The organism is Acidovorax sp. BoFeN1, assembly GCF_003345135.1.
Lineage (GTDB): Bacteria > Pseudomonadota > Gammaproteobacteria > Burkholderiales > Burkholderiaceae_C > Acidovorax > Acidovorax defluvii.
In genome coordinates, this window is record NZ_QOZT01000018.1 from 1 (window position 1) to 21,006 (window position 21,006).

Consider the following 21,006-nt stretch of genomic DNA (forward strand, 5'->3'; position numbering starts at 1 on the left):
CCTCGAACTGAAAGAAGTCCAGATGCCGCCAGCTGCGCTGGCGGTGGTCATGGAGCTTTTGATCAGCGGCTGAGCACGCCGGGCATGCTGCACTGCCTGAGCGCCAGACAACGTACAGGTCGATGCGACTGCGCTCCACGTCCAGCGCAACACGCTCGACCGCCCAAGGGGCTGCAAGGCCTAACGCTTGGCAAAACAATGCTTCTTGCATCGGAACGGCTCCTGTTCAGGGGGTGTCAACAGATTTTTTTGAACTGTAGCGCTCCACCCGAAACGGAAGAGAGCCAGTGTTTTGCCGTCTAGCCCTTATCCATAAAGCGCTAACAGCTATTATTTAATGAGCATTAGCCGCAGCATGTGACGGCCTGCGAGGCACGCCAACACCGGCGTGCTCACCTGAAAATTGCGGTGAAGCGCCTCCACGCGTACGTATGCGGATCAGGATCACTGTGACACGCCACAGTACCTACAAAAGTGCCGCGCGAATTCGGGCAAAAATTGCTATATAAACAATAGCGCGTCGCGCTTACCCACAAAGCGCGAGAGCCATAAAATGGCATTCAACCAAGCAGAACGCCATGATGGATGGGCACATGCACTCGGCCCTGCGCAATGCTCGAGTTTGCAATGCCAGTTTTCGCAGCGACTGCGGTATGGCGGTCACGCGCCTTCAGACCGGGTGGGCGATGGCCACCCGCCGCACGAGTAGCGGCCGGACAATGGCCGAGCAATGGCCGAGCAATGGCCTCAGAGTTGGTGACGCCAACGTGGTGACCGCCGGCTTGGCGCCCACAGCGGCCGGGCCGTTGCACACGCCAAGGGTGCGCTGCCCTGCTGCCCAGTCTGCCGTAAACCCGGTAAAGTCTTTGCTCCAGCAACCTCACGGACCTGCAACGCATGCCCCGTTCTTCGAGCCCCCAGGCCGCCTCGCGTTTCGCCATTCCTCGCGCGCTGGTGGCAGGTTTTGTGGTGGCGGCCCTCGCCACCCTCGTCATCGCCATCGTCAATTTCCGGTCCGCCGAGACGCGCTCCGATGCCGTGCACGCCATGGACCTCACCTCCCTGGCGATGCGACAGCTCAATTTTTTCAACGCGGCGGTCAGGGATGCAGAGAGCAGCCAGCGTGGCTACCTCCTGACCGGAGACATGGCCTACCTGCAGCCCTATCAACAGGCAGTGACGACACTCTCCAAGCACCTGGCCGAACTCGAATTCAGCTCAAGAAGCGACCCTGCCCACCAGCAACTGGTGGTGCAACTGGAAGAGCTGACCCAGCTGAAGCTGCGCGAACTCAATGAAGCTCTGGCGCTGCGCAAAAACGGTGATGCGGTGGGTGCAATGGGACTGGTGCATTCCGGAGCCGGCAAAAGCATCATGGACCGGATGCGCGACGTTGCAGAAAGCTTGCGCGTCCAGCAAAACCAGCAACTGGCCGAGCGGCGTCAGGAGTGGGTCAACGCCGCGAGCAACTCCAACCTGTACTCGGCGGGTGGCTCAATGGTGCTGCTGGCGCTGATCTGTCTGTCAGCCGCCATCACGGCGCGCGAATACCGAGCCAAGAGCCAGCAGTCCTGGGTGTCCGCAGGGCTTACCGGCCTGGGCCAGCGCATCCAGGGCGACCACCGGCTGGAAGATGTGGGCCAGCTGGCACTCGAATACCTGGCTACCTACCTCAGGGCCCAGGTGGGTGCCGGGTATGTGGCGGACCGCAACGGCGGCTTTACGCTGTTCGGCGGCTATGCCTTGCCACGCGAGCGCCTGGCGCAAAAGCTTCTGAGCGACGAAGGTTTGGTGGGGCAAGCCGCGCGCGCGCGCCAGCTGCTGGACGTGCGCGATGTACCGCCCGGCTACCTGCCGGTCTCATCCAGCACCGGGCAGGCCAGCCCCACCCAGCTGCTGATTGCGCCAGCCGTGGAAAACGGCGAAGTGTTTGCCGTTATAGAGCTGGGCTTTTATCGCCCCGTGAGCGACGCCGAGCGCAGCCTGCTGGAGCGTGCATCCGAGATGCTGGCCGTGGCCATACGCTCGGGTATCGACCGCAACCGCCTGCAAGAGCTGCTGGAAGAAACCCAACGCCAGTCCGAAGAACTGCAGACCCAACAGGAAGAGCTGCGCGTCAACAACGAAGAGCTGGAGCAGCAAAGCCGCATCCTTCAAGAGTCGCAAGCGCAAATGGAAGTCCAGCAGACCGAGCTGGAACAGACCAATGCCAACCTGGAAGCGCAAACCAAACAGCTGGAACACCAGCGCGAGCAACTGCTGCGCGCCCAAAGCGCCATGACGGACAAGGCCCGCGAACTGGCTTTGGCCAGCCAATACAAAAGCGAGTTTCTGGCCAACATGAGCCACGAGTTGCGCACGCCGCTGAACTCCACGCTCATCCTGGCCAAGCTGCTGGCCGACAACAAGCCCGGCAACCTGAGCCCCGAGCAGGTGAAGTTTGCGCAGACGATCTACGCCGCGGGCAACGACCTGCTGGCGCTGATCAACGACATCCTGGACCTGGCGAAGATCGAATCCGGACAAGCCACCGTAGAGGTAGAACCCGTTAACATCGCCCGGACGCTGCAGGCGCTGGTCGACCCGTTGCGCCCAGTGGCGCAGGAAAAAGGCCTGGAGCTCACCACCACCGTGGCGCCCGACACACCTGCCGGCTTCGAAACCGACCCGCAGCGCCTGGGCCAGGTCCTGAAGAACCTGCTGTCCAACGCGCTCAAGTTCACCGACAAGGGCGCCGTGGCACTGCATGTGTCGCGCAACCCCGACGACACGCTGTCGTTCGCAGTGAAGGACACCGGCATCGGCATCCCCCCCCACCAACAAGCCCTGATTTTTGAAGCCTTCCGCCAGGCCGATGGCAGCACCCACCGCAAATACGGCGGCACGGGGCTGGGCCTGTCGATATCACGGGATCTGGCGCACCTTCTGGGAGGCACCCTTACGGTGCACAGCGTGCCCGGCGAAGGCAGTGTTTTCACGCTCATGGTGCCTATGCGACTCGTGCCGCAGCAACCGGCGGAGCCCCGCGCTGTGGCGCCTCTCGACTTGGCAACGCCCGAAGCGCCCTCCGGCACACCGTCGACCGTCCAGACAGGGCCCACTGCGGGACAGCCTGCGCCTGTTCCCGCAGGCTCTTCAGCTTCCGCCATCGCTGCCGTGGCCCAGCCTGTCCCGGTTCGCGCCGGGCCGCGCAGCATTCTGGTGATCGAGGACGACAAGCGTTTTGCCCAGATCCTGTGCGACCTCGCCCGTGAGATGGACTTTGAATGCCATCTGGCCTACAACGCGGCCGACGGCCTGGCTTTTGCAGCGCAAAGCCTGCCCAGCGCCATTGTGCTGGATGTGAATCTGCCCGATTTTTCGGGCCTGGGTGTGCTCGACCAGCTCAAGCGCAACCCCGCTACCCGCCACATCCCGGTGCATGTGGTGTCGGTGGCCGACTATTCCCAGGAGGCCATGGGACGAGGCGCGATTGGCTATGCGCTCAAGCCCGTCAAACGCGAAGAGCTGGTGCAGGCCCTGCAGCGGCTGGAAGCCAAATTCACCCAGCACCTGCGCCGCGTGCTGGTGGTGGAAGACGACGAGCGCCAGCGCGAGAGCGTGCGGCACCTGCTCAGCAGCGAGGATGTGGAAATTGTGGGCGCCGGCACCGCCGCCGCCGCGCTCAATCACCTGCGCGGCTCCACGTTCGACTGCATGGTGATGGACCTGAACCTGCCCGACCTGAATGGCTACGAGCTGCTGCAGCAGATGACCGAGCAGGACGGGGTGTCGTTTCCGCCCGTGATCGTTTACACCGGCGGCGCCCTGTCGCGCGATGAAGAGCAAAAGCTGCTTCGGTTCTCCAAGTCCATCATCATCAAGGACGCTCGCTCACCAGAGCGACTGCTGGACGAGGTCACGTTGTTTTTGCACCAGGTGGAGTCTGATTTGTCGGCTGAGCACCGCCAGATGCTTCAGACCGCGCGCAACCGCGAGTCGGCACTGGAAGGCCGCACCGTATTGGTGGTGGAGGACGATGTGCGCAATGTATTTGCGCTCTCCAGCATCCTGGAACCCACAGGCATTCGGGTCGAAATTGCCCGCAACGGGCGTGAAGCGCTGGACAAGCTGGCGCGCGCGGGCAATGCGGACAGCCCGGTGATCGACCTGGTGCTGATGGATATCATGATGCCGGAGATGGACGGCTACACTGCCATGCGCGAGATCCGCAACCGCCCCGAATGGCGCCGCCTGCCCATCATTGCGCTCACAGCCAAGGCCATGAAGGACGACCAGGAAAAGTGCCTGGCCGCCGGTGCCAACGACTACATCCCCAAGCCACTGGACGTGGAAAAGCTCCTGTCGCTGGTGCGAGTGTGGATGCCCAAGTAGCCAGGCACCGCCCCCAGCCCGCCAGCACCTATGCCGTACCAGAAGAAAGCGCGCATCGCCGACATCGAGCAGCGCCTGCTGATCGACGCGATTTTTCACCGCTACCACTACGACTTTCGGGGGTATGCCCAGGCGTCGCTCAAGCGGCGCCTGGGCTCGGCGCTGTTGCATTTTGACTGCAAGACACTGTCGCAACTGCAAGACCGCGTGCTGCACGACCCCACCGTATTCCCGGCGCTGCTGGAATACCTCACGGTCCAGGTCAGCGACATGTTTCGCGACCCCAGCTACTTTCGCGCGCTGCGTGACGAGGTGGTGCCGCTGCTGCGCACCTACCCTTCGCTAAGGGTGTGGGTGGCAGGCTGCAGCACTGGCGAAGAGGTTTATTCGCTGGCCATCCTGCTACAGGAAGAAGGGCTGCTGGACCGCACGCTGATCTATGCCACCGACATCAACCCGCATGCCCTGCGCGCGGCCGAATCCGGCGTGTTCGACATGGCGCGTATCGCCGCTTTCACCGAGAACCATGCCCGCTCCGGTGGGCGCGGCTCGCTGTCCAGCTACTACACCGCGCGCTACGGGCGGGTGGTTTTTGACAAATCCCTGCGTGAGCACATGGTGTTCTCGGACCACAGCCTGGCCACCGACAGCGTGTTTGCCGAGATGCACCTTGTGTCGTGCCGCAATGTACTGATCTATTTTGACCGCGAGCTCCAGAACCGCGCGCTCGGGCTGTTTCGCGACGCGCTGTGCCACCGGGGGTTCCTGGGCCTGGGCTCCAAAGAGTCGCTGAGGTTTTCTACGCACACGGAAGCGTTTGATGACTTTGTTTCGGAAAACCGCATCTACCGGAAGAAGGCGGGCCTGTGATGCCGACTTCTTTGCAATCACCCCAGGCTCGGCCCCCCTCAGCGGGCTACGACGCCATCGTGGTGGGCGGCTCGTCCGGTGGCATCGACGCGCTGTTGTACATGTTGCCTGCCCTGCCTGCCACCCTGCGCGCGGCGGTGTTGGTGGTGATGCACCTGCCGCGCGACCGGCCCAGCCTGCTGGCAGAGATCTTCCGCCACCGCTGCGGCCTACCCCTGAAGGAGGCGCACGACAAGGATGCAATTGCTCCGGGCACGGTGTACTTTGCGCCGCCGGACTACCACCTGCTGGTGGACGCCGGGCCGAGGCTCGCGTTGTCGGTGGATGCGCCCGTGCATTTTTCGCGCCCCTCGATCGACGTTCTGTTCGAGTCCGCAGCCGACCAGTATGGTGAGCGCCTGCTGGGCATTTTGCTGTCGGGTGCCAATGAAGATGGCGCACGCGGCCTGCAGGCCATTGCCGCCGCAGGCGGGCTGGTCGTGGTGCAGGACCCCGCCAGCGCTTCCATGCCTGCCATGCCCCATGCCGCCCTGGCACGCGTTGCGGTCCACCATGTCTTGCCACCCGCAGGCATTGCCGACCTGCTGGCCCATCTGCATGAAAATTGCTTGCTGTGATGCCGGCAGTTTCCACCTCCACACGCCCTCTATCGTTGAAACGTCCCATGCCATCTACCGACTGCATCAAATGCCTGCTTGTCGATGACGTTCTGGAAAACCTGATCGCTCTGGAAGCGCTGTTGCAGCGTGACGGGCTTGAAATCCTCAAGGCACAGTCGGGGCCCGAGGCCCTGGAACTGTTACTGACCCACACCGATGTGGCGCTGGCCTTGCTGGATGTGCAGATGCCTGAGATGAGCGGGTTCGAGCTGGCTGAGCTCATTCGCGGTAGCGAGCGCACGCGGCATATTCCGCTGATCTTCATCACGGCGGGATCGCGCGAACACAACTGGCAGTTTCGGGGCTACGAAAGTGGCGCGGTGGACTTTCTTTACAAGCCCATTGATTCCCACATGCTGATCAACAAGGCCAACGTTTTCTTCGAGTTGCAGCGCCGCAAGCAGGCACAGGCGCGCGAACTGGAGGAACGCACGGCGGCGCTGCGCGTCAATGAAATGTTCACGGCCGTGCTCAGCCACGACCTGCGCACCCCGCTCATGTCCATCAGCGCTGCGGCCACGGTGCTCAAGCGGCAGCCCGACACCAACCGGGTCGCCGTCCTCGCGGACCGGGTGCTGAGCAGCAGCCAGCGCATGGGCCGCATGATCGAAGACCTGCTGGATGTGACCCGCATCCGCCACGCCGGTGGTTTGGCGCTGCAACTGGGGCGTGCCGACATGCAATCCATTGTGCAGCGCACGCTGGACGAAGTGCAGACGAGCTTCCCCGACCGCAACATCGAATCCGTGCTGCAGGGCGATATGGCGGGTGTATGGGACAGTGAGCGCCTGTGCCAGGTGGCCACCAATATTGTCGGCAACGCGATCCACCACGGCGCCCCCGACCAGCCCGTGCGGGTGGCCGTGGATGGCACCCAGGCGAGCGTGGTGACGGTGGCGGTCTCCAACGGCGGCACCATCGCGCCAGAACTGCTGCCGCACCTCTTCGACCCTTTTCGGGGCCGCGACCGCGCACCGGGCCGCCACCAGGGGCTGGGGTTGGGGTTGTTCATTGCCCACCAGGTCGTTCGGGCGCACGGGGGCCGTATCGATGTGCACTCGCAAGACGGCACAACACGCTTTGTGGTGGAGTTACCCCGGGTGTCACCAGCGGCAGAAAAGTGGTCGAACACCTGAGCCGCAGTGAAAGCCGGTTCTGGGCTCAGAAAAACCCACAAAGGGGTCAGGCGTCCGACCGTTCCACGGCTTGCTGGATGGAGCCGAGCAATAGCTCAAGTTCTTCTAGCTCAAACGGCTTGAGCAAGGTGCGCACGTTGGGGCCCCAGGCGTCGGGATAGCCACCCAGCGGGTAGCCCGAGCACAGCACCACCCGCCGCCCAGGATCTTCGGCCAGCAGCTGGCGGGCAAGTTCGGTTCCGGACATGCCCGGCAGGCTGACATCGGACACCAGCAGATCGAAACCCTGCTGCGCATCCAGTTTCAGTGCTTCTTCGGCCGTGGCGCATGAAGTCACTGTCCGGCCTTCCGCCTCCATGAGCATGCCAATCGTCTCGCGCAACTCACGGTTGTCCTCGACGTATAGGATTCGCATAAATCACCAGATGAGCTTGCCCCTGTCCTGGACAGGAGCCTGCAAGAAATGAAATCATCGGCTGCCAATGGGGTGCAGCACCATGCCGAAAGGCCCTAGGCGCAGCGGGATGACCCCAGGCAGCACACCGAGCCCTGGATCATCGGGACAAGTGCCATGGCCCGTTGTAGGACAAAACACAATTAGCTCGCCAAAGGCCTGCCAGGCACGGCAAGTGCGGCCGTCAACGCACCAGGCTGCTGCCCGCAATGCCGGCAAACAGCGTGAACCCCACCCAGTGGTTCATGCGAAACGCGCGAAAACACCCCTCGCGCGTGCGTGTGCGGATCAGCCACCAGTGCCACCCTACCTGGGCCAGCGCCAGGGCAATTGCTATATAAAAAATAGCATCTAGCGCAAGCGGGATAAGCGCTAGCACCCAAAAACCCAAGAATAACAGGTAGAACACCACAATGGCCGCCACATCAAAACGCCCGAGCGTGATGGCCGAGGTTTTCATGCCGATCTTCAGGTCATCATCGCGGTCCACCATGGCGTATTCGGTGTCGTAGGCCAGCACCCAAAACAGGTTGCCCAGCCACAGCAGCCACGCCATGGCCGGCACTTCGCCCCGCACGGCGGCAAACGCAATCACGATGCCGAAGTTGAAGGCAATGCCCAGCACCGCCTGCGGCATGGCAAAAAAGCGCTTGGTGAACGGATAAAGAATGGTCACCAGCAGCGCGGGAACCGACCAGGCCACCGCTGCCCAGTTGGTGGTGAGCACCAGCCCGAGCGAAACAAGGGCCAGCACCGCGCCCAGCGCCAGCGCTTCCTTGACCGAGACCTGGCCCGAGGTGATGGGCCGCTGCGCCGTGCGCTTGACGTGGCGGTCAAAGTCGCGGTCGGCCACGTCGTTGATGCAGCAACCGGCGCTGCGCATCAGGATGGTGCCCAGCACAAACACCGCCAGAAGATGCCAGCCGGGAAACCCGCCCGCTGCCACCCACAGCGCGCTGAGCGTGGGCCAGATCAACACCAACCAGCCGGCAGGCCGATTCCAGCGGATCAGGTCAAGGTACAGGGAAAAGCGGCTGCGCGGGGAAGGAGTCATGCTGAAACCAACGGAAAACAAACGAGAGCGGGCGACGAAAGGACGGCAGAGGAAAGCGGCGAGCGTAGCCACCCGAACGCGCTGGCGGGCTTGCCAGGAAAAGGCGCTTTATACGCTACCCGGCAGCTGCGATGCCCAGGGCACACCAGCCCGGCCGGCGGCATAGCCGCGCAGAAACGCCACAATGCCCCGGTCCACTGCCAGCCGCTGGGCCAGCACACCGGCCTGCAACAGATCGCGTGATGCGCCAATCCCCGCCTGCACACCGCTGGCCTGCTGCAGCCAGCGTTGCGTGCGGGCGGGCAAGAGCGGGCACAAGGCCTCGATGTTGTAGCGCAGGCGCTTGGCCAGAATGCGCGCGCGGTGCTGGCTTTCGGCGTGGGTGCTGTCGCGCAGCGCCTTTTTCCATTGCGCATGCAGCCGCTGGATGCGCTGGCGCACCCAGCGGCGCACGGTTTTTCCGGGCAAACCCGGGCTGTCGCCCCAGGCCTGCGGCCGGGACATGTCGTCCAGCCACAGGGTGATGGCCAGCAAGTCGGAGCCCACCGCCGGCGCCTGCAACGCATGGCGCACCGCCCGGCGCTGCTGCACCGCGGCGTGGCGAAACGCCAGCTCCATGGCCTGCCAAGCCTGCATTCGCTCGGCGCACTCGGCCACAAAGGCGTTTTGCAGCGCGGGCAGGGTCTGGGTACACGCCACATCCAGGTCGCGCAACTCGCCCAGCGCGGTCAGCAGGGGTTGCAGCCCCTGCCACGAGGGCAACGCCTGCGCGGGCACGGCAGGCTTGAACAGGCGCACGGCGCCGCGAAAGCGCCGCCAGCCCACCCGGGCCTGGTGCACCAGTTCCGGATCATCGCAATGGCGCAAAGCGTTCAGGTTGGCGGTGAACTGGGCAAACATCTCGCCCAGCACGGGCTGCACCATGTGGTGCCAGGCGACGTCGCCGCCCAGTCGCTGCGGGCGAGCGCGCAGGGGGGTGTCCAGCGTGCCATCGCGCAGCGCGTGGCCGCGCTGCGCCTTGCTGGCCGCCAGCGGCAGCACGGCGATGTGCAGCGCGATGTGCCGCGCCAGATCGAACAGCGCGGTGGGCGCACCCGCCAGCAGCTCCAGCTCCAGCTCGCAAATCGGCACGCTGCGCTGTCCGCTGGTGATCTGCCCCAAGTCCAGTGCCACCTCGATCACACTGCCATCGCGCCGGCGCACCGTCCAGGCCGTGCGTTCAAATGCCGTGGCAAAGCACGGCTGCAGCGCGGCAAACACCGCGCCCTCGGGGTCCAGGCGTTGCCAGGGGGGCGCGGCCTGCAAAGCGGCCTGCACCAGCGCGGGCCCCGGCACCGGCACCTCCCACTCACCACGCAGGCTCAGTGCGGAATCACCGCCGTCGCTGGTCTTGAAGGTTTGCAGCCACTGCGGCGCGTCATCCCCGCCCACCCGGCGCAGGCGCAGGGCCATGCGTTGGGCGCGCAAGGCCTGCGCGGGTGTGTCGAAGTAGATGTTGTCCACCTGCTTGCGCACGGGCTTGCGGCGCGCCAGCGCTGGCAAACGCGCCAGTTGACGGGCCAGGCTAGCGGGGTCGGCCGTGGGCAGGGCCAGCTTGATTTCAAGCTCTGCACCCGGGCCGTGCTGGCTGGTAGAGGGCATGGTGTGTGTCTGGCCAGGTCACGGCGCCACGGTGAAGGTCCACTGCCAGAAATGAGCGCCGGCAGCAGACACGCCCCATGATCCAGCGAAGGGAATCAGTCTTCCAGCAAAGAGCGCAACATCCACGCGGCCTGCTCATGCACCGTCAGGCGCTGGGTCAGCAGGTCGGCCGTGGGCTCGTCGCTGGCCTTGTCGACCAACGAGAACAGGCTGCGCGCGGTGCGTGCCACGGCTTCATGGCCCTCGACCAGCACGCGCACCATGTCCAGCGCCTTGGGGGGCTTGCTGGGTGCGTCGGGCACGCTGGCGAGCTTGCCAAAATCGGCATACGAGCCCGGCGCCACATGGCCCAGCGAGCGAATGCGCTCGGCAATCGGGTCCACCGCATTCCATAGCTCGGTGTACTGCGTCATGAACATGGTGTGCAGCGTGTTGAACATCGGGCCCGTCACATTCCAGTGGAAGTTGTGGGTGGTGAGGTACAGCGTGTAGGTATCGGCCAGCAGGCGCGACAGGCCCTGGGCGATGGCTGCGCGGTCTTTCTCGCTGATGCCGATGTTGATGGTGGGTGCCGAGGTTTTGCTGGAAGCTTTGGCCATGTCATTTCTCCTGGAAAGGGCGGGTTAAACAACGGCTGCGGGCGCCGGGAAACCGGCCTGCAGCGCAATGGCCCACTGTAGCGCAGGAAACCGTGCGCCCGCGGCACAACCGCCGTTCAATACCTGTCGCAACGCCGATGCCCGATGCACGGTCGCATCAGGTCATGACAGCCGCGTGACGCCCGGCAGCTCGCAGGCATAAATGGCGTTGCGCAGCGCGGCAATGGCTTCGTAGCGCGTGAAACTGCGCCGCCAGGCCAGCACCACGCGGCGCGTGGGCGGCGGGCTGCCGTCTTCCTCGCGGATGGGCAGGTAGCGGATGTAGGTCTCGTCACTCTTGCGCCGGCGCGACACGGTCAGCAGCGCATCGCGCGGCACCGACAGGCGCGGCACCAGCGTCACCCCCATGCCGGCGGCCACCATGTGCTTGATGGTCTCCAGTGACGAGCCTTCGAACGACTTGCGGATGCCCTCGGCGTTGCTGGCAAAGCGCGCAAATTCTGGGCAGACCTCCAGCACATGGTCGCGAAAACAGTGGCCCGCGCCCAGCAGCAGCATGGTCTCGCTCTTGAGCTCGGCTGCCGTGATGGATTTTTGCGCGGCCAGCGGGTGCGTGCTGGGCACCGCCGCCATGAAAGGCTCGTCGTACAGCGGCGCCATGGCCAGCCCGGTGTCCGGAAAAGGCTCGGCCAGAATGGCGCAATCGATCTCGCCGGTGCGCAGCATCTCCAGCAACTTGACGGTGAAATTCTCTTGCAGCATCAGCGGCATCTGGGGCGAGCGTTTGATGGCCTGGCGCACCAGATCGGGCAGCAGATAGGGCCCAATGGTGTAGATCACCCCCAGCGTGAGCGGCCCGGCCAGCGGGTCTTTGCCGCGCTTGGCAATCTCCTTGATGGCGGCCGCCTGCTCCAGCACGCTTTGCGCCTGGCGCACGATCTCTTCGCCCAGCGGCGTCACCGTCACCTCGCCCGCGCTGCGCTCGAAGAGCTTCACATCCAGCTCTTCTTCCAGCTTCTTGATAGCCACCGACAGAGTGGGTTGCGAGACATAGCAGGCATCGGCCGCATGGCCGAAGTGCTTCTCCCGTGCCACGGCGACGATGTACTTGAGTTCGGTGAGGGTCATGGTGTGTTCCAGCAGGCCGCGTCTGTGTTGATCGCAGCGTCTCATGCCTTGAGATAGTCTGATTTTCCACCCAACCAGCGCGCCACATGCCGGGCAGCCAACTCGGGGTGGCGGTCCAGCATCTGCGGGGCCAGTTCGCGCGCCCATTCGAGCAGGTGGGTGTCGGTGGCCAGGTCGGCAAAGCGCAGCAGTGCATCGCCCGACTGGCGCGCCCCCAGAAACTCGCCCGGCCCGCGGATTTCGAGGTCACGCCGGGCGATCTCGAAGCCGTCGTTGGTCTCGGCCATGGCGCGCAGGCGCTCTTTCGCCGTCTCGCCCACCCGCCCGCTGTCGTTGGTGGCATACAGCAGCACGCAGGCCGAAGCGGCCGCGCCCCGCCCGACCCGGCCGCGCAACTGGTGCAGCTGCGACAGGCCAAAGCGCTCTGCGTGCTCAATCACCATGAGCGAGGCATTGGGCACGTCCACGCCCACCTCGATCACCGTGGTGCTGACCAGCACGCCCATCTGCCCGCTGGTGAACAGCGCCATCACGGCCTTCTTCTCGGCCGTGGGCATGCGCGAGTGCAACAGGCCGACCATCACGCCGGGCAAGGCCTCGCTCAGGTCGGCGTGTGTGGCCGTGGCGTTGGAAAGGTCGAGCGCCTCGCTCTCTTCAATCAGCGGGCACACCCAGTACACCTGCCGCCCGGCCGCAACCTGCGCGCCGATGCGCGCAATCACCTCGTCCTTGCGGCTGTCGGCGATGAGCTTGGTGACGATGGGCGTGCGCCCTGGGGGCAACTCGTCGATGACCGACACATCCAGGTCGGCGTAGTAGCTCATGGCCAGCGTGCGCGGGATGGGCGTAGCACTCATCATGAGCATGTGCGGTTCCATAGCGACCACAGGCCCCCACGCTCCGCCGCTGCGCGGGTCGCTGCCCCCCGAGGGGGCTGCGTCGCCTTGGGGCGGCCCGGCGGCGACGCCCGCAGCCAGCTTTTGCCGCAGTGCCAGCCGCTGCGCCACGCCAAAGCGGTGCTGCTCGTCGATGATGGCCAGCGCCAGGTTCTTGAACTGCACCTGCTCCTGGATGACGGCGTGGGTGCCCACCACCAGGGCGGCTTCGCCGCTCGCCACCAGCGCCAGCATGGCGGTGCGTTCTTTCTTTTTTTGCCCGCCCACCAGCCAGGCCACACGGCGGCCGCGTGCGGCCAGCAGGGGTTCGAGCCAGCCGATCATCTTGGCAAAGTGCTGCTCGGCCAGGATTTCGGTGGGCGCCATCAGCGCGCACTGCCAGCCGGCGTCCATGGCCAGGCACGCGGCCAGGGCCGAGACCACGGTTTTGCCCGAGCCCACGTCGCCCTGCAGCAGGCGGTGCATGGGCACGGCGCGGGCCAGGTCGGCGGCAATTTCTTCGCCCACGCGGCGCTGGGCGGAGGTGAGGCTGAAGGGCAGCACGGCCAGCAACTGCTCATGCAGCGGCAAGGCGCCATCGGCGGCTTTTTGGGCGCGCAATACGGGCGCACGCAGCATGTCGCGTGCGCGGCGCGACTGCTGCTGCGACAGCTGCTGGGCCAGCAGCTCCTCGGCCTTCAGGCGCTGCCACGCGGGGTGGCTGTGGTCTTCCAGCGTGGACAGCGCCACATCGGGCGTGGGGTGGTGCAAAAAAGTGAGCGCCTCGCGCAGGCTGAATAAGCGCTGCAGGCCATTTTGGCTATAAACCTGCGTCACCGGCGGCTCGCAGCCGGACGGCAGGGTGTCCGACAGGTCCACCCGGCTCAGCGCGCCCACCACGGCCCGGCGCAGGTAGGGCTGGGGCAGACCGGCGGTGGTGGGGTAGACAGGCGTCAACGCCGCAGGCAGCTCGCCGCCCGCCACGCGGAACGCCGGGTGCATCATCTGCCGCCCCCAGAAGCCGCCCTTGACCTCGCCCCGGATGCGCAGGCGCGCGCCCACCGCCAGGGTTTTCTGGTGCGAGGGGTAGAAGCTGAAGAAGCGCAGCTCGCAACTGCCGGTGTCGTCCTCCACCTGCACCAGCAACTGACGACGCGGGCGTAGCTGAATCTCGCTGGCCGTCACCGTGGCTTCGATCTGCACCATCTGCCCGTCGCGCGCGTTGGCCAGCGGGGTGATGCGGGTTTCATCCTCGTAGCGCAGGGGCAGGTGCAGGGCCAGGTCAATGTCGCGGCGCAGCCCCAGCTTTTGCAGCGCCTTTTGCGCCACGGAGGCCCCGCCCTTGGCAGCCGACAGGGCAGGTGCCGGAGCGGCCGCTCGGGGAACGATTTTTGGGGCTGCAGGCATGGAAGGAGAAGAGACAGAGGAGCAAGTGACGGTGGCAGGCCAAAAAGGCTACCATGCTTGCCTTTGTTCACACCTTGTTACGGTGCTCTTTCGAGGTCAGTGCTTTCGTCATGCTCAAGCGTATCCACATCCAACATCTCACCCTGGGCATGTATCTGCACGAGTTTTGCGGCTCCTGGATGGAGCATCCCTTCTGGCGCGCCAAATTTCTGCTCAAGGACCCCGAGGATCTGGCCCGCATCCGTGCCACCTCCATCCGCGAATGCTGGATCGACACCGACAAAGGCATGGATGTGGCCATCGGCACCGCCTCTATCTCCTGGGAAGAAGTTGATGCGCAGAGCGATACCGACTTCAGCGCACCAGAGAACACACCCCCACCACCGCAGGCCATCCCGCCGACGCCTGCCCCGCGCAACCACGCCCCCACAGACATTGACTCCGAGCTGCAGATGGCCGCGTTCATCTGCAGACAGTCCAAGGAAGCCGTCGTGTCGATGTTCAGCGAAGCGCGCATGGGCCGCGCCGTGGACACCCCCAGCGTCAAGAACCTGGTGGAAGACATTTCCGATTCCATCACCCGCAACCCCGATGCACTGATCAGCCTGGCACGCCTGAAAACGGCGGACGACTACACCTACATGCATTCGGTGGCGGTGTGCGCCCTGATGGTGGCACTGGCACGGCAGCTCAAACTCGACGACGAGCAAACCCGCGTCGCCGGCATGGCAGGCCTGCTGCACGATCTTGGCAAAATCGCAACGCCTATGGTCGTGCTCAAAAAGCCCAGCCGGCTCACCGATCAGGAATTCGATGTGGTGCGCAACCACTCCGCGTCTGGCTACCAGATTCTCAAGAAGAGCGGCAACCTGCCCGAGGCCGTGCTGGACGCCTGCTTACATCACCACGAAAAAATGGATGGCACGGGCTACCCCGACAAACTGAAGGGCGACGCCATCAGCCTGATCGCCCGCATGACCGCGATCTGCGATGTCTATGACGCCATCACTTCCGACCGCCCGTACAAAAACGGCTGGGATCCTTCCGAATCGCTGCGCCGCATGGCCGAATGGTCGGGCCACCATCTGGACCCCCGGCTTTTCCAGGCGTTCGTCAAAAGCATCGGCATCTACCCGGTGGGCTCGCTGGTGCGGCTGACTTCTGGGCGCCTGGGCGTAGTGGTCGAGCAGGCCCCTGCAGCGCTCACCACCCCGGTCGTCAAAGTCTTCTTTTCGACCAAATACGACCTGCGCATTCCACCCGAACTGGTGAACCTGGCCGCGCCCTGCGCCACCGAGAAAATCGTGGCGCGGGAAGACCCCGGCCACTGGAATTTTCCCGACATGATCGAGCTGTGGTCGGGTTTTTCCGAGCAGGTCTGGTAGCTTTATGCCGCCAGCGGCCTGCGGTCGCACCGGCCGCCCGCCCCCAACGCCAGTCCCGGGTTCGCCCAGGGTGACTGCAGGCTGCAGCTGGCTCAGCGATCTGTCAGCCCCGGTGAAGAAAAAGACTAATATGGTTGCTGATTGTTACGCCTTTTTGCCACCCATTCCAGCCAGCCACCATGCTCAAACGCATCGACGTGAAGCACCTCACCCTGGGTATGTACCTGCACGAGTTTTGCGGCTCGTGGATGGAGCATCCCTTCTGGCGCGCCAAATTCCTGCTCCAGGACCCTGACGACCTGGCCCGTATCCTGGCCACCTCCATCCGCGAATGCTGGATCGACACCGACAAGGGCGCGGACGTCGCTGTCGGCACCGCCTCGGTGTCACGTGAAGAGGTCGATGCACAGATCGAAACCGACTTCAGTCTGCTGTCGGATCTGCCCCCCATCGAGGTCACCCTGCCGACCCCGCCGCCTCCGCCCAAGCGCAACCGCCAGCCTGCGGACATGCAAAGTGAGCTCGAAATGGCGGCCGCCATCTGCGTGAAGTCAAAGCAGGCAGTGGTCTCCATGTTCAATGAGGCGCGCATGGGCCGCGCGGTGGATTCGGTGGGACTGCAGAGCCTGGTAGAGGAAATCTCCGATTCCGTGACCCGCAATCCGGGTGCGCTGATCAGCCTGGCCCGCCTGAAAACGGCCGACGACTACACCTACATGCATTCGGTGGCGGTGTGCGCGCTCATGATTGCACTGGCAAAACAGCTCAAGCTCGGGGACGACCAGCAGCGGCTGGCCGGTTTGGCGGGTCTGATGCATGACCTGGGCAAGGCCGCCATTCCACTGAAGGTGCTCAACAAGCCGGGCAAGCTCACAGACCAGGAATTCACCGTGGTGCGCAGCCACCCGGTGGAAGGCTTTCACATGCTCAAAGAGGGTGGCAATATCCCCGAAGCCGTGCTGGACGCCTGCCTGCACCACCACGAGAAGGTGGATGGATCGGGCTACCCCGACAAGCTCAAGGGCGATGGCATCAGCGTGATCGCCCGCATGACGGCCATCTGCGACGTGTACGACGCCATCACCTCCGACCGACCTTACAAGCGCGGCTGGGACCCCGCCGAGTCGCTGCGCCGCATGGCCGACTGGACGAACGACCATTTCGATGCCCGGCTGTTCCAAGCGTTCGTCAAAAGCATTGGCATTTACCCGGTGGGCTCGCTGGTGCGGCTGACTTCAGGCCGCCTGGGTGTGGTGGTAGAGCAGGCCCCTGCAGCGCTCACCACCCCGGTCGTCAAAGTCTTCTTTTCGACCAAATCCGACCTGCGCATTCCAGCCGAGCTGGTGAACCTGGCCGCGCCCGGCGCCACCGAGAAAATCGTGGCGCGGGAAGACCCCGGCCAATGGAATTTCCCCGACATGAACGAGCTGTGGTCGGGTTTTTCCGAGCAGGTCTGGTAGGTTCGCGCCCAACTGTTTGCCCCACCCGAATGCTGCCCGTGCCCGCACTGATCACCCTCTCCCTCAACCCCGCGCTCGACCTGGCCACCACCATCGAACGCGTGGAGCCCACGCACAAGCTGCGCTGCGGCCCTGCGCAACGGTTTGCAGGCGGCGGCGGCATCAATGTGGCCCGCGTTCTGCACCGGCTGGGCAGCGATGTGCAGGCCTGGGCCCTGGCGGGGGGGCCAGCGGGCGCGCAAGTGCGCCAGTTGCTGGAAGACGAAGGTGTGGCCACCGCCATCCAGCCCGTTGCGGGCGATACCCGGGAAAATTTTTCGGTCGTCGAAACTGCCACCGGCCAGGAATTTCGCTTCGTGCTGCCCGGCCCCACCCTGCAGACTGCGGAATGGCAGGCGTGCCTGGATGCCCTGGCCACAGTCACCGCGGCCCCGCGCTGGCTGATTGCCAGCGGCAGCCTGCCGCCCGGCGTGCCGGATGATTTTTATGCCCGGCTTGCACCCGGCGCCCGCGCACGCGGCACGCGCCTGGTGGTGGACACCTCTGGCCTGCCACTGGCCGCTGCGCTGCAAGCCGGCACCACCCTGGTCAAGCCCAGCCTGCGCGAATTGCGCGAGGTGCTGCGGCAGCCGTTGGAACACCCCGCGGACCAGTGCGCGGCCGCGCAGGCGCTGGTGCACTCTGGCCAGACAGAGATGGTTGCGCTCTCGCTGGGGGCGCAAGGCGCCGTGCTCGCCACGCGCGATGGGGTGTGGCAGGCGCCAGCCCTTGACGTGTCCGCGGCCAGGGGAACCACGGGTGCGGGCGACTGCTTTCTGGCCGCGCTGGTCTGGTCACTGGACCGCGGCGCCCCCCCGCCTGATGCCCTTCGCTGGGGCATGGCCGCGGGCGCTGCCGCGCTGCTGGTGCCCGGCACCGCACTGGCCCGGGCGACCGACGTGCACCGACTGCAATCGCAGGTCATCGTGCGCGCATCACCGGTTTGAATGGCGTGGCCGGCGTGAGAACGGTGCGAACGACGAGCTGGGCGCGGGCGCCCTTGTGCCCTCACGCGCTGATCGGTCGCGTCAGGCCGATTCCGCCATAACCCAGCGATTGCGCCCCTGCTCCTTGGCCCGGTAAAGCGCCGCATCGGCCTGGGCCACCAGGGGTGCACTGGCATCGCGCTGCGCCGGAATGCCGCTTACCGCCCCCACGCTGACCGAGACATGCGTAGCGACACCCGAGGCCTTGTGGGCCAGCCCCAGCGCTGCCACCGCAGCCACCACCCGTGCAGCCACGGCGGCGGTGCCGGCGGCGTCGGTATCGGGCAAGATCACGGCCAGTTCCTCACCGCCATACCGGGCCACCAGATCGCTGGCGCGCAGCATGGCACCCTGCACTGCAGCAGCCACCGCCTGCAGGCACGCATCGCCAGCCTGGTGGCCGTAGCTGTCGTTGTAGCGCTTGAAATAGTCCACATCGATCATCAGCAGCCCCAGCGGTTGCTCGCGCCGAAAAGCGGTCGCACAGGCTTCTGCCAGCCGGGTGTCGAAATACGCGCGGTTTGCCAGCTGCAGCAGCCCGTCGGTGCGCGAGAAGGCTTCCAGCCGAACATTGGCCAGCTTCAGTTCTTCATTGGTCTGGGCCAACTCTGCGGTGCGCTGGGCCACGCGGTCTTCCAGGTGCAGGTTGGCCCGCGCCAGATCGGCGTTCTGCCGGGACAGCACATGGTAAAGATTGCCAATCATCTTGATCAGGGCCTGCGTGCCGTGGTCTTGCGCCGCCCCCTCGCGCTCGAAGGCATCGGCCGGGGCAACCCCCTGGCGTATCAGGTTGATCTGGTGTGCCAGCGACTGGTCGATGCCCAGAATATGCAAACCCAGCCACGCCGTCAGAAACCCGACAAAGGTCTCCGCCGGATCACCCATGTCGGAGCGCCGCCCCCACATCGTGTTGACCTGCGCCACAAACTGCTCATGCAGGGCGTGGTGCACCGCGATGTGGCGCGCGTCCACCCCCTCGGAATGCATGAGGGCCTCTTCGTCGCTGAAATGCTCGCGGGTATAGGCTTCCAGCCGCCGGAAGGTATCGGCAAGCACCACCTCGCGGTTACCTTCCGCCAGAAAAAACGAGCTGCTGAGTTCATTAAAAAGGTCCACCAGCGCGTGGTGCTGCTGGTCCACCAGGGGCAGGCCGGTGAGCAGGTTCTGATCCCAGACAAAAGTTTCCATAGAGGCAGATAGGTGTTGTGTTCGAGTGGCCGGGCGTTCAGATGCGTCAATGCAAGGCGGCATTGTCAGCCCAGGCACCACACCGCGCAATGCATGGCCGGTTGTGTGGCTTTACCTCCGACTTGCCTTCTCGCGTCACCGTCACCGTGGGCGTAGGCGTGGGCGTGGGAAAATCGGCGCCTCCCTCACCTCCCCCTTTTCTTGGCACGGACCCGTCCGGTCCTCAAGCTCCATGATCGATCACCCCGGCGGCAGCGCCCGCACTTTTACCCTCAGCGATTTTGATTTTTCGCTGCCCCCCGCACTGATTGCCCAGCACCCCGCCCCGGAACGCAGCGCCTCGCGCCTGCTTGACGGCCGCGCCATGCAGCCCGTGGACCGCATCTTTCGCGAGCTGCCCGGCCTGCTCCGCGCGGGCGACCTGCTGGTGTTCAACGACACCCGCGTCGTCAAGGCGCGCATCTTTGGCGAGAAAGCCAGCGGCGGCAAGCTGGAGCTGCTGATCGAGCGCGTGCTCACCGGTCACGAGGTGGTGGCGCACATGAAAGTCAGCAAGAAGCCCCAGAGCGGCAGCACCGTGCACATGGCCGGCGGGCGCCAGGGCGGCGGCTTCGACGCCACCTTGCTGGGCCGTTGGCCTCATGAAGACGGCCCGCTGTTCCGCTTTGCACTGCACGGCCCGGCCGGCGAGAGCCCCTGGGAGCTGATGGAGCGCCACGGCCACCTGCCGCTGCCGCCCTACATCGAGCGCAATCAGAACACCGACCACGACCCCGACGCCGCCGAGGACAGCCAGCGCTACCAGACGGTATTTGCCCGCGCCCCCGGCGCCGTGGCCGCGCCCACAGCGGCGCTGCATTTTGACGACGCCGTGCTGGCCGACCTGGCAGCGCGCGGCATCGAGCGTGCCAGCGTCACGTTGCATGTCGGCGCGGGCACCTTCCAGCCCGTCAAGACCGAGAACCTGGCCGAGCACCAGATGCACAGCGAGTGGTACGAGGTGCCCCTGACCACCCTGGCCGCCCTGGAGCGCTGCCGCCAGCGCGGCGGGCGCGTGGTGGCCGTGGGCACAACGACGGTGCGCACGCTCGAATCCTGGGCGCGCTCGGGCCAGGCGAGTGGCGACACCAATATCTTCATCACGCCGGGCTTTCGCTTTCAGGTGGTGGATGTGCTGCTGACCAACTTCCACTTGCCCAAGAGCACGCTGATGATGCTGGTGAGCGCGTTTGCGGGGTATGAGCGGGTGATGGCGTTGTACCGCCATGCGATTGCGCAGGAGTACCGGTTTTTTAGCTATGGGGATGCGATGTTGTTAGAGCGAATTTCTGAGTGATTTTGGCCTTTAGCGCTTATACAGCAAGCGCTATTAGCTATTGTTTTTATAGCTTTTAGTATGCCTTTGCTGAGTGCGGGGGCCGGGGTGTGCGCCCGGCGGCGCAGTAACTTTCTCTTGCCTCGCCAATAGAAAGTCACCAAAGAGAAAGCGACCCTATAGGCTGCGTCCCTTCGCTTCGCTGCGGGCAACCTGCGGTGCTCGCGTCCAGCGGGGTCTCGCTCAAACTCGCTTCGCTCAAACAATCGCGAGCCCTGATCCGCTGGCCGCTGCGCTCCTCGGCGCATCCTGAAGGGAACCCGCAAGCGGACATCCATACGGGCCATTGCTGCGCTCGGCCCAGTCTGCGCAGCGCGCGGCGCTTGCGCCCGGGCGGTGTGGGCCGAGCGCAGCGATGGCCCGTGTGGCTGTTTGG

Annotated in this window: 16 protein-coding genes; 8 read left to right on the forward strand and 8 right to left on the reverse strand. The window is 65.0% G+C overall.

Annotated features, from left to right (window positions below):
• The coding region (locus DTW89_RS06595) for a transposase family protein (RefSeq protein ID WP_201740958.1) at positions 1-211 on the reverse strand (211 nt) is incomplete at its 3' end.
• 686 nt (positions 212-897) lie between these two features.
• Here DTW89_RS06595 and DTW89_RS06600 point away from each other — a divergent pair.
• Genes DTW89_RS06600 through DTW89_RS06615 form a run of 4 tightly spaced genes read left to right on the forward strand, consistent with a single transcriptional unit; the run spans position 898 to position 7,039 of the window.
• Positions 898-4,374, forward strand: a complete 3,477-nt coding sequence (locus DTW89_RS06600) for a response regulator (RefSeq protein ID WP_114655362.1) — start codon at positions 898-900, stop codon at positions 4,372-4,374.
• Between the two features lie 30 nt (positions 4,375-4,404).
• On the forward strand, positions 4,405-5,244 hold the full coding sequence (locus DTW89_RS06605; RefSeq protein ID WP_024813847.1) for a CheR family methyltransferase: 840 nt from the start codon (positions 4,405-4,407) through the stop codon (positions 5,242-5,244).
• Positions 5,244-5,861, forward strand: coding sequence for a chemotaxis protein CheB (locus DTW89_RS06610; RefSeq protein WP_024813846.1), 618 nt, complete (start codon positions 5,244-5,246; stop codon positions 5,859-5,861). The genes DTW89_RS06605 and DTW89_RS06610 overlap by 1 nt, the downstream gene beginning before the upstream one ends.
• A gap of 47 nt (positions 5,862-5,908) precedes the next feature.
• Entirely contained in the window at positions 5,909-7,039 is a 1,131-nt protein-coding gene (locus DTW89_RS06615) for a hybrid sensor histidine kinase/response regulator (RefSeq protein ID WP_114655363.1), read from the forward strand.
• Positions 7,040-7,085: 46 nt separating this feature from the next.
• On the opposite strand, the gene DTW89_RS06620 is transcribed toward DTW89_RS06615, so the two are convergent.
• The 6 genes from DTW89_RS06620 to recG all read right to left on the reverse strand — a co-directional run bounded on the left by DTW89_RS06620 (position 7,086) and on the right by recG (position 14,197).
• Positions 7,086-7,454: a response regulator gene (locus DTW89_RS06620; RefSeq protein ID WP_114655364.1), complete on the reverse strand. Its 369-nt coding sequence runs from the start codon at positions 7,452-7,454 to the stop codon at positions 7,086-7,088.
• Positions 7,455-7,677: 223 nt separating this feature from the next.
• Positions 7,678-8,547 (reverse strand): 4-hydroxybenzoate octaprenyltransferase, encoded by an 870-nt coding sequence (gene ubiA, locus DTW89_RS06625; RefSeq protein WP_114655387.1) that lies wholly within the window; start codon positions 8,545-8,547, stop codon positions 7,678-7,680.
• Between the two features lie 108 nt (positions 8,548-8,655).
• Positions 8,656-10,188 (reverse strand): CYTH and CHAD domain-containing protein, encoded by a 1,533-nt coding sequence (locus DTW89_RS06630; RefSeq protein WP_114655365.1) that lies wholly within the window; start codon positions 10,186-10,188, stop codon positions 8,656-8,658.
• 95 nt (positions 10,189-10,283) lie between these two features.
• Positions 10,284-10,787, reverse strand: coding sequence for a Dps family protein (locus DTW89_RS06635; protein ID WP_092698020.1), 504 nt, complete (start codon positions 10,785-10,787; stop codon positions 10,284-10,286).
• Positions 10,788-10,949: 162 nt separating this feature from the next.
• Entirely contained in the window at positions 10,950-11,915 is a 966-nt protein-coding gene (locus tag DTW89_RS06640) for a LysR substrate-binding domain-containing protein (protein ID WP_024813840.1), read from the reverse strand.
• Positions 11,916-11,956: 41 nt separating this feature from the next.
• Positions 11,957-14,197 carry an ATP-dependent DNA helicase RecG gene (gene recG / locus DTW89_RS06645; RefSeq protein WP_114655366.1) on the reverse strand — a complete coding sequence of 747 codons (2,241 nt, stop codon included), beginning with the start codon at positions 14,195-14,197 and terminating at the stop codon, positions 11,957-11,959.
• A gap of 110 nt (positions 14,198-14,307) precedes the next feature.
• On the opposite strand from recG, the gene DTW89_RS06650 reads away from it, so the two are divergent.
• From DTW89_RS06650 to DTW89_RS06660, 3 genes are all read left to right on the forward strand, one after another.
• Positions 14,308-15,582 carry an HD-GYP domain-containing protein gene (locus DTW89_RS06650; protein ID WP_114655367.1) on the forward strand — a complete coding sequence of 425 codons (1,275 nt, stop codon included), beginning with the start codon at positions 14,308-14,310 and terminating at the stop codon, positions 15,580-15,582.
• 179 nt (positions 15,583-15,761) lie between these two features.
• Entirely contained in the window at positions 15,762-17,042 is a 1,281-nt protein-coding gene (locus DTW89_RS06655; RefSeq protein ID WP_114655368.1) for an HD-GYP domain-containing protein, read from the forward strand.
• Between the two features lie 38 nt (positions 17,043-17,080).
• Positions 17,081-18,028, forward strand: a complete 948-nt coding sequence (locus DTW89_RS06660) for a 1-phosphofructokinase family hexose kinase (RefSeq protein WP_114655388.1) — start codon at positions 17,081-17,083, stop codon at positions 18,026-18,028.
• A gap of 81 nt (positions 18,029-18,109) precedes the next feature.
• Here the strand turns inward: DTW89_RS06660 and DTW89_RS06665 are convergent, their stop codons facing one another.
• On the reverse strand, positions 18,110-19,255 hold the full coding sequence (locus DTW89_RS06665) for a GGDEF domain-containing protein (RefSeq protein WP_114655369.1): 1,146 nt from the start codon (positions 19,253-19,255) through the stop codon (positions 18,110-18,112).
• A gap of 232 nt (positions 19,256-19,487) precedes the next feature.
• Between DTW89_RS06665 and queA the strand changes: the two genes are divergently transcribed.
• Positions 19,488-20,591, forward strand: coding sequence for a tRNA preQ1(34) S-adenosylmethionine ribosyltransferase-isomerase QueA (queA, locus tag DTW89_RS06670; protein ID WP_114655370.1), 1,104 nt, complete (start codon positions 19,488-19,490; stop codon positions 20,589-20,591).
• Positions 20,592-21,006: the final 415 nt, after the last annotated feature.

Excerpts from the sequence above, each read along its gene's own strand:
- DTW89_RS06605 (WP_024813847.1), top strand. The coding sequence starts at position 4,405 with ATGCCGTACCAGAAGAAAGCGCGCATCGCCGACATCGAGCAGCGCCTG.
- DTW89_RS06650 (WP_114655367.1), top strand. The coding sequence starts at position 14,308 with ATGCTCAAGCGTATCCACATCCAACATCTCACCCTGGGCATGTATCTG.
- DTW89_RS06635 (WP_092698020.1), bottom strand. The coding sequence starts at position 10,787 with ATGGCCAAAGCTTCCAGCAAAACCTCGGCACCCACCATCAACATCGGC.
- DTW89_RS06665 (WP_114655369.1), bottom strand. The coding sequence starts at position 19,255 with ATGGAAACTTTTGTCTGGGATCAGAACCTGCTCACCGGCCTGCCCCTG.
- DTW89_RS06615 (WP_114655363.1), top strand. The coding sequence starts at position 5,909 with ATGCCATCTACCGACTGCATCAAATGCCTGCTTGTCGATGACGTTCTG.
- DTW89_RS06620 (WP_114655364.1), bottom strand. The coding sequence starts at position 7,454 with ATGCGAATCCTATACGTCGAGGACAACCGTGAGTTGCGCGAGACGATT.
- DTW89_RS06630 (WP_114655365.1), bottom strand. The coding sequence starts at position 10,188 with ATGCCCTCTACCAGCCAGCACGGCCCGGGTGCAGAGCTTGAAATCAAG.
- ubiA (WP_114655387.1), bottom strand. The coding sequence starts at position 8,547 with ATGACTCCTTCCCCGCGCAGCCGCTTTTCCCTGTACCTTGACCTGATC.
- DTW89_RS06640 (WP_024813840.1), bottom strand. The coding sequence starts at position 11,915 with ATGACCCTCACCGAACTCAAGTACATCGTCGCCGTGGCACGGGAGAAG.
- queA (WP_114655370.1), top strand. The coding sequence starts at position 19,488 with ATGATCGATCACCCCGGCGGCAGCGCCCGCACTTTTACCCTCAGCGAT.
- DTW89_RS06655 (WP_114655368.1), top strand. The coding sequence starts at position 15,762 with ATGCTCAAACGCATCGACGTGAAGCACCTCACCCTGGGTATGTACCTG.
- recG (WP_114655366.1), bottom strand. The coding sequence starts at position 14,197 with ATGCCTGCAGCCCCAAAAATCGTTCCCCGAGCGGCCGCTCCGGCACCT.
- DTW89_RS06610 (WP_024813846.1), top strand. The coding sequence starts at position 5,244 with ATGCCGACTTCTTTGCAATCACCCCAGGCTCGGCCCCCCTCAGCGGGC.
- DTW89_RS06600 (WP_114655362.1), top strand. The coding sequence starts at position 898 with ATGCCCCGTTCTTCGAGCCCCCAGGCCGCCTCGCGTTTCGCCATTCCT.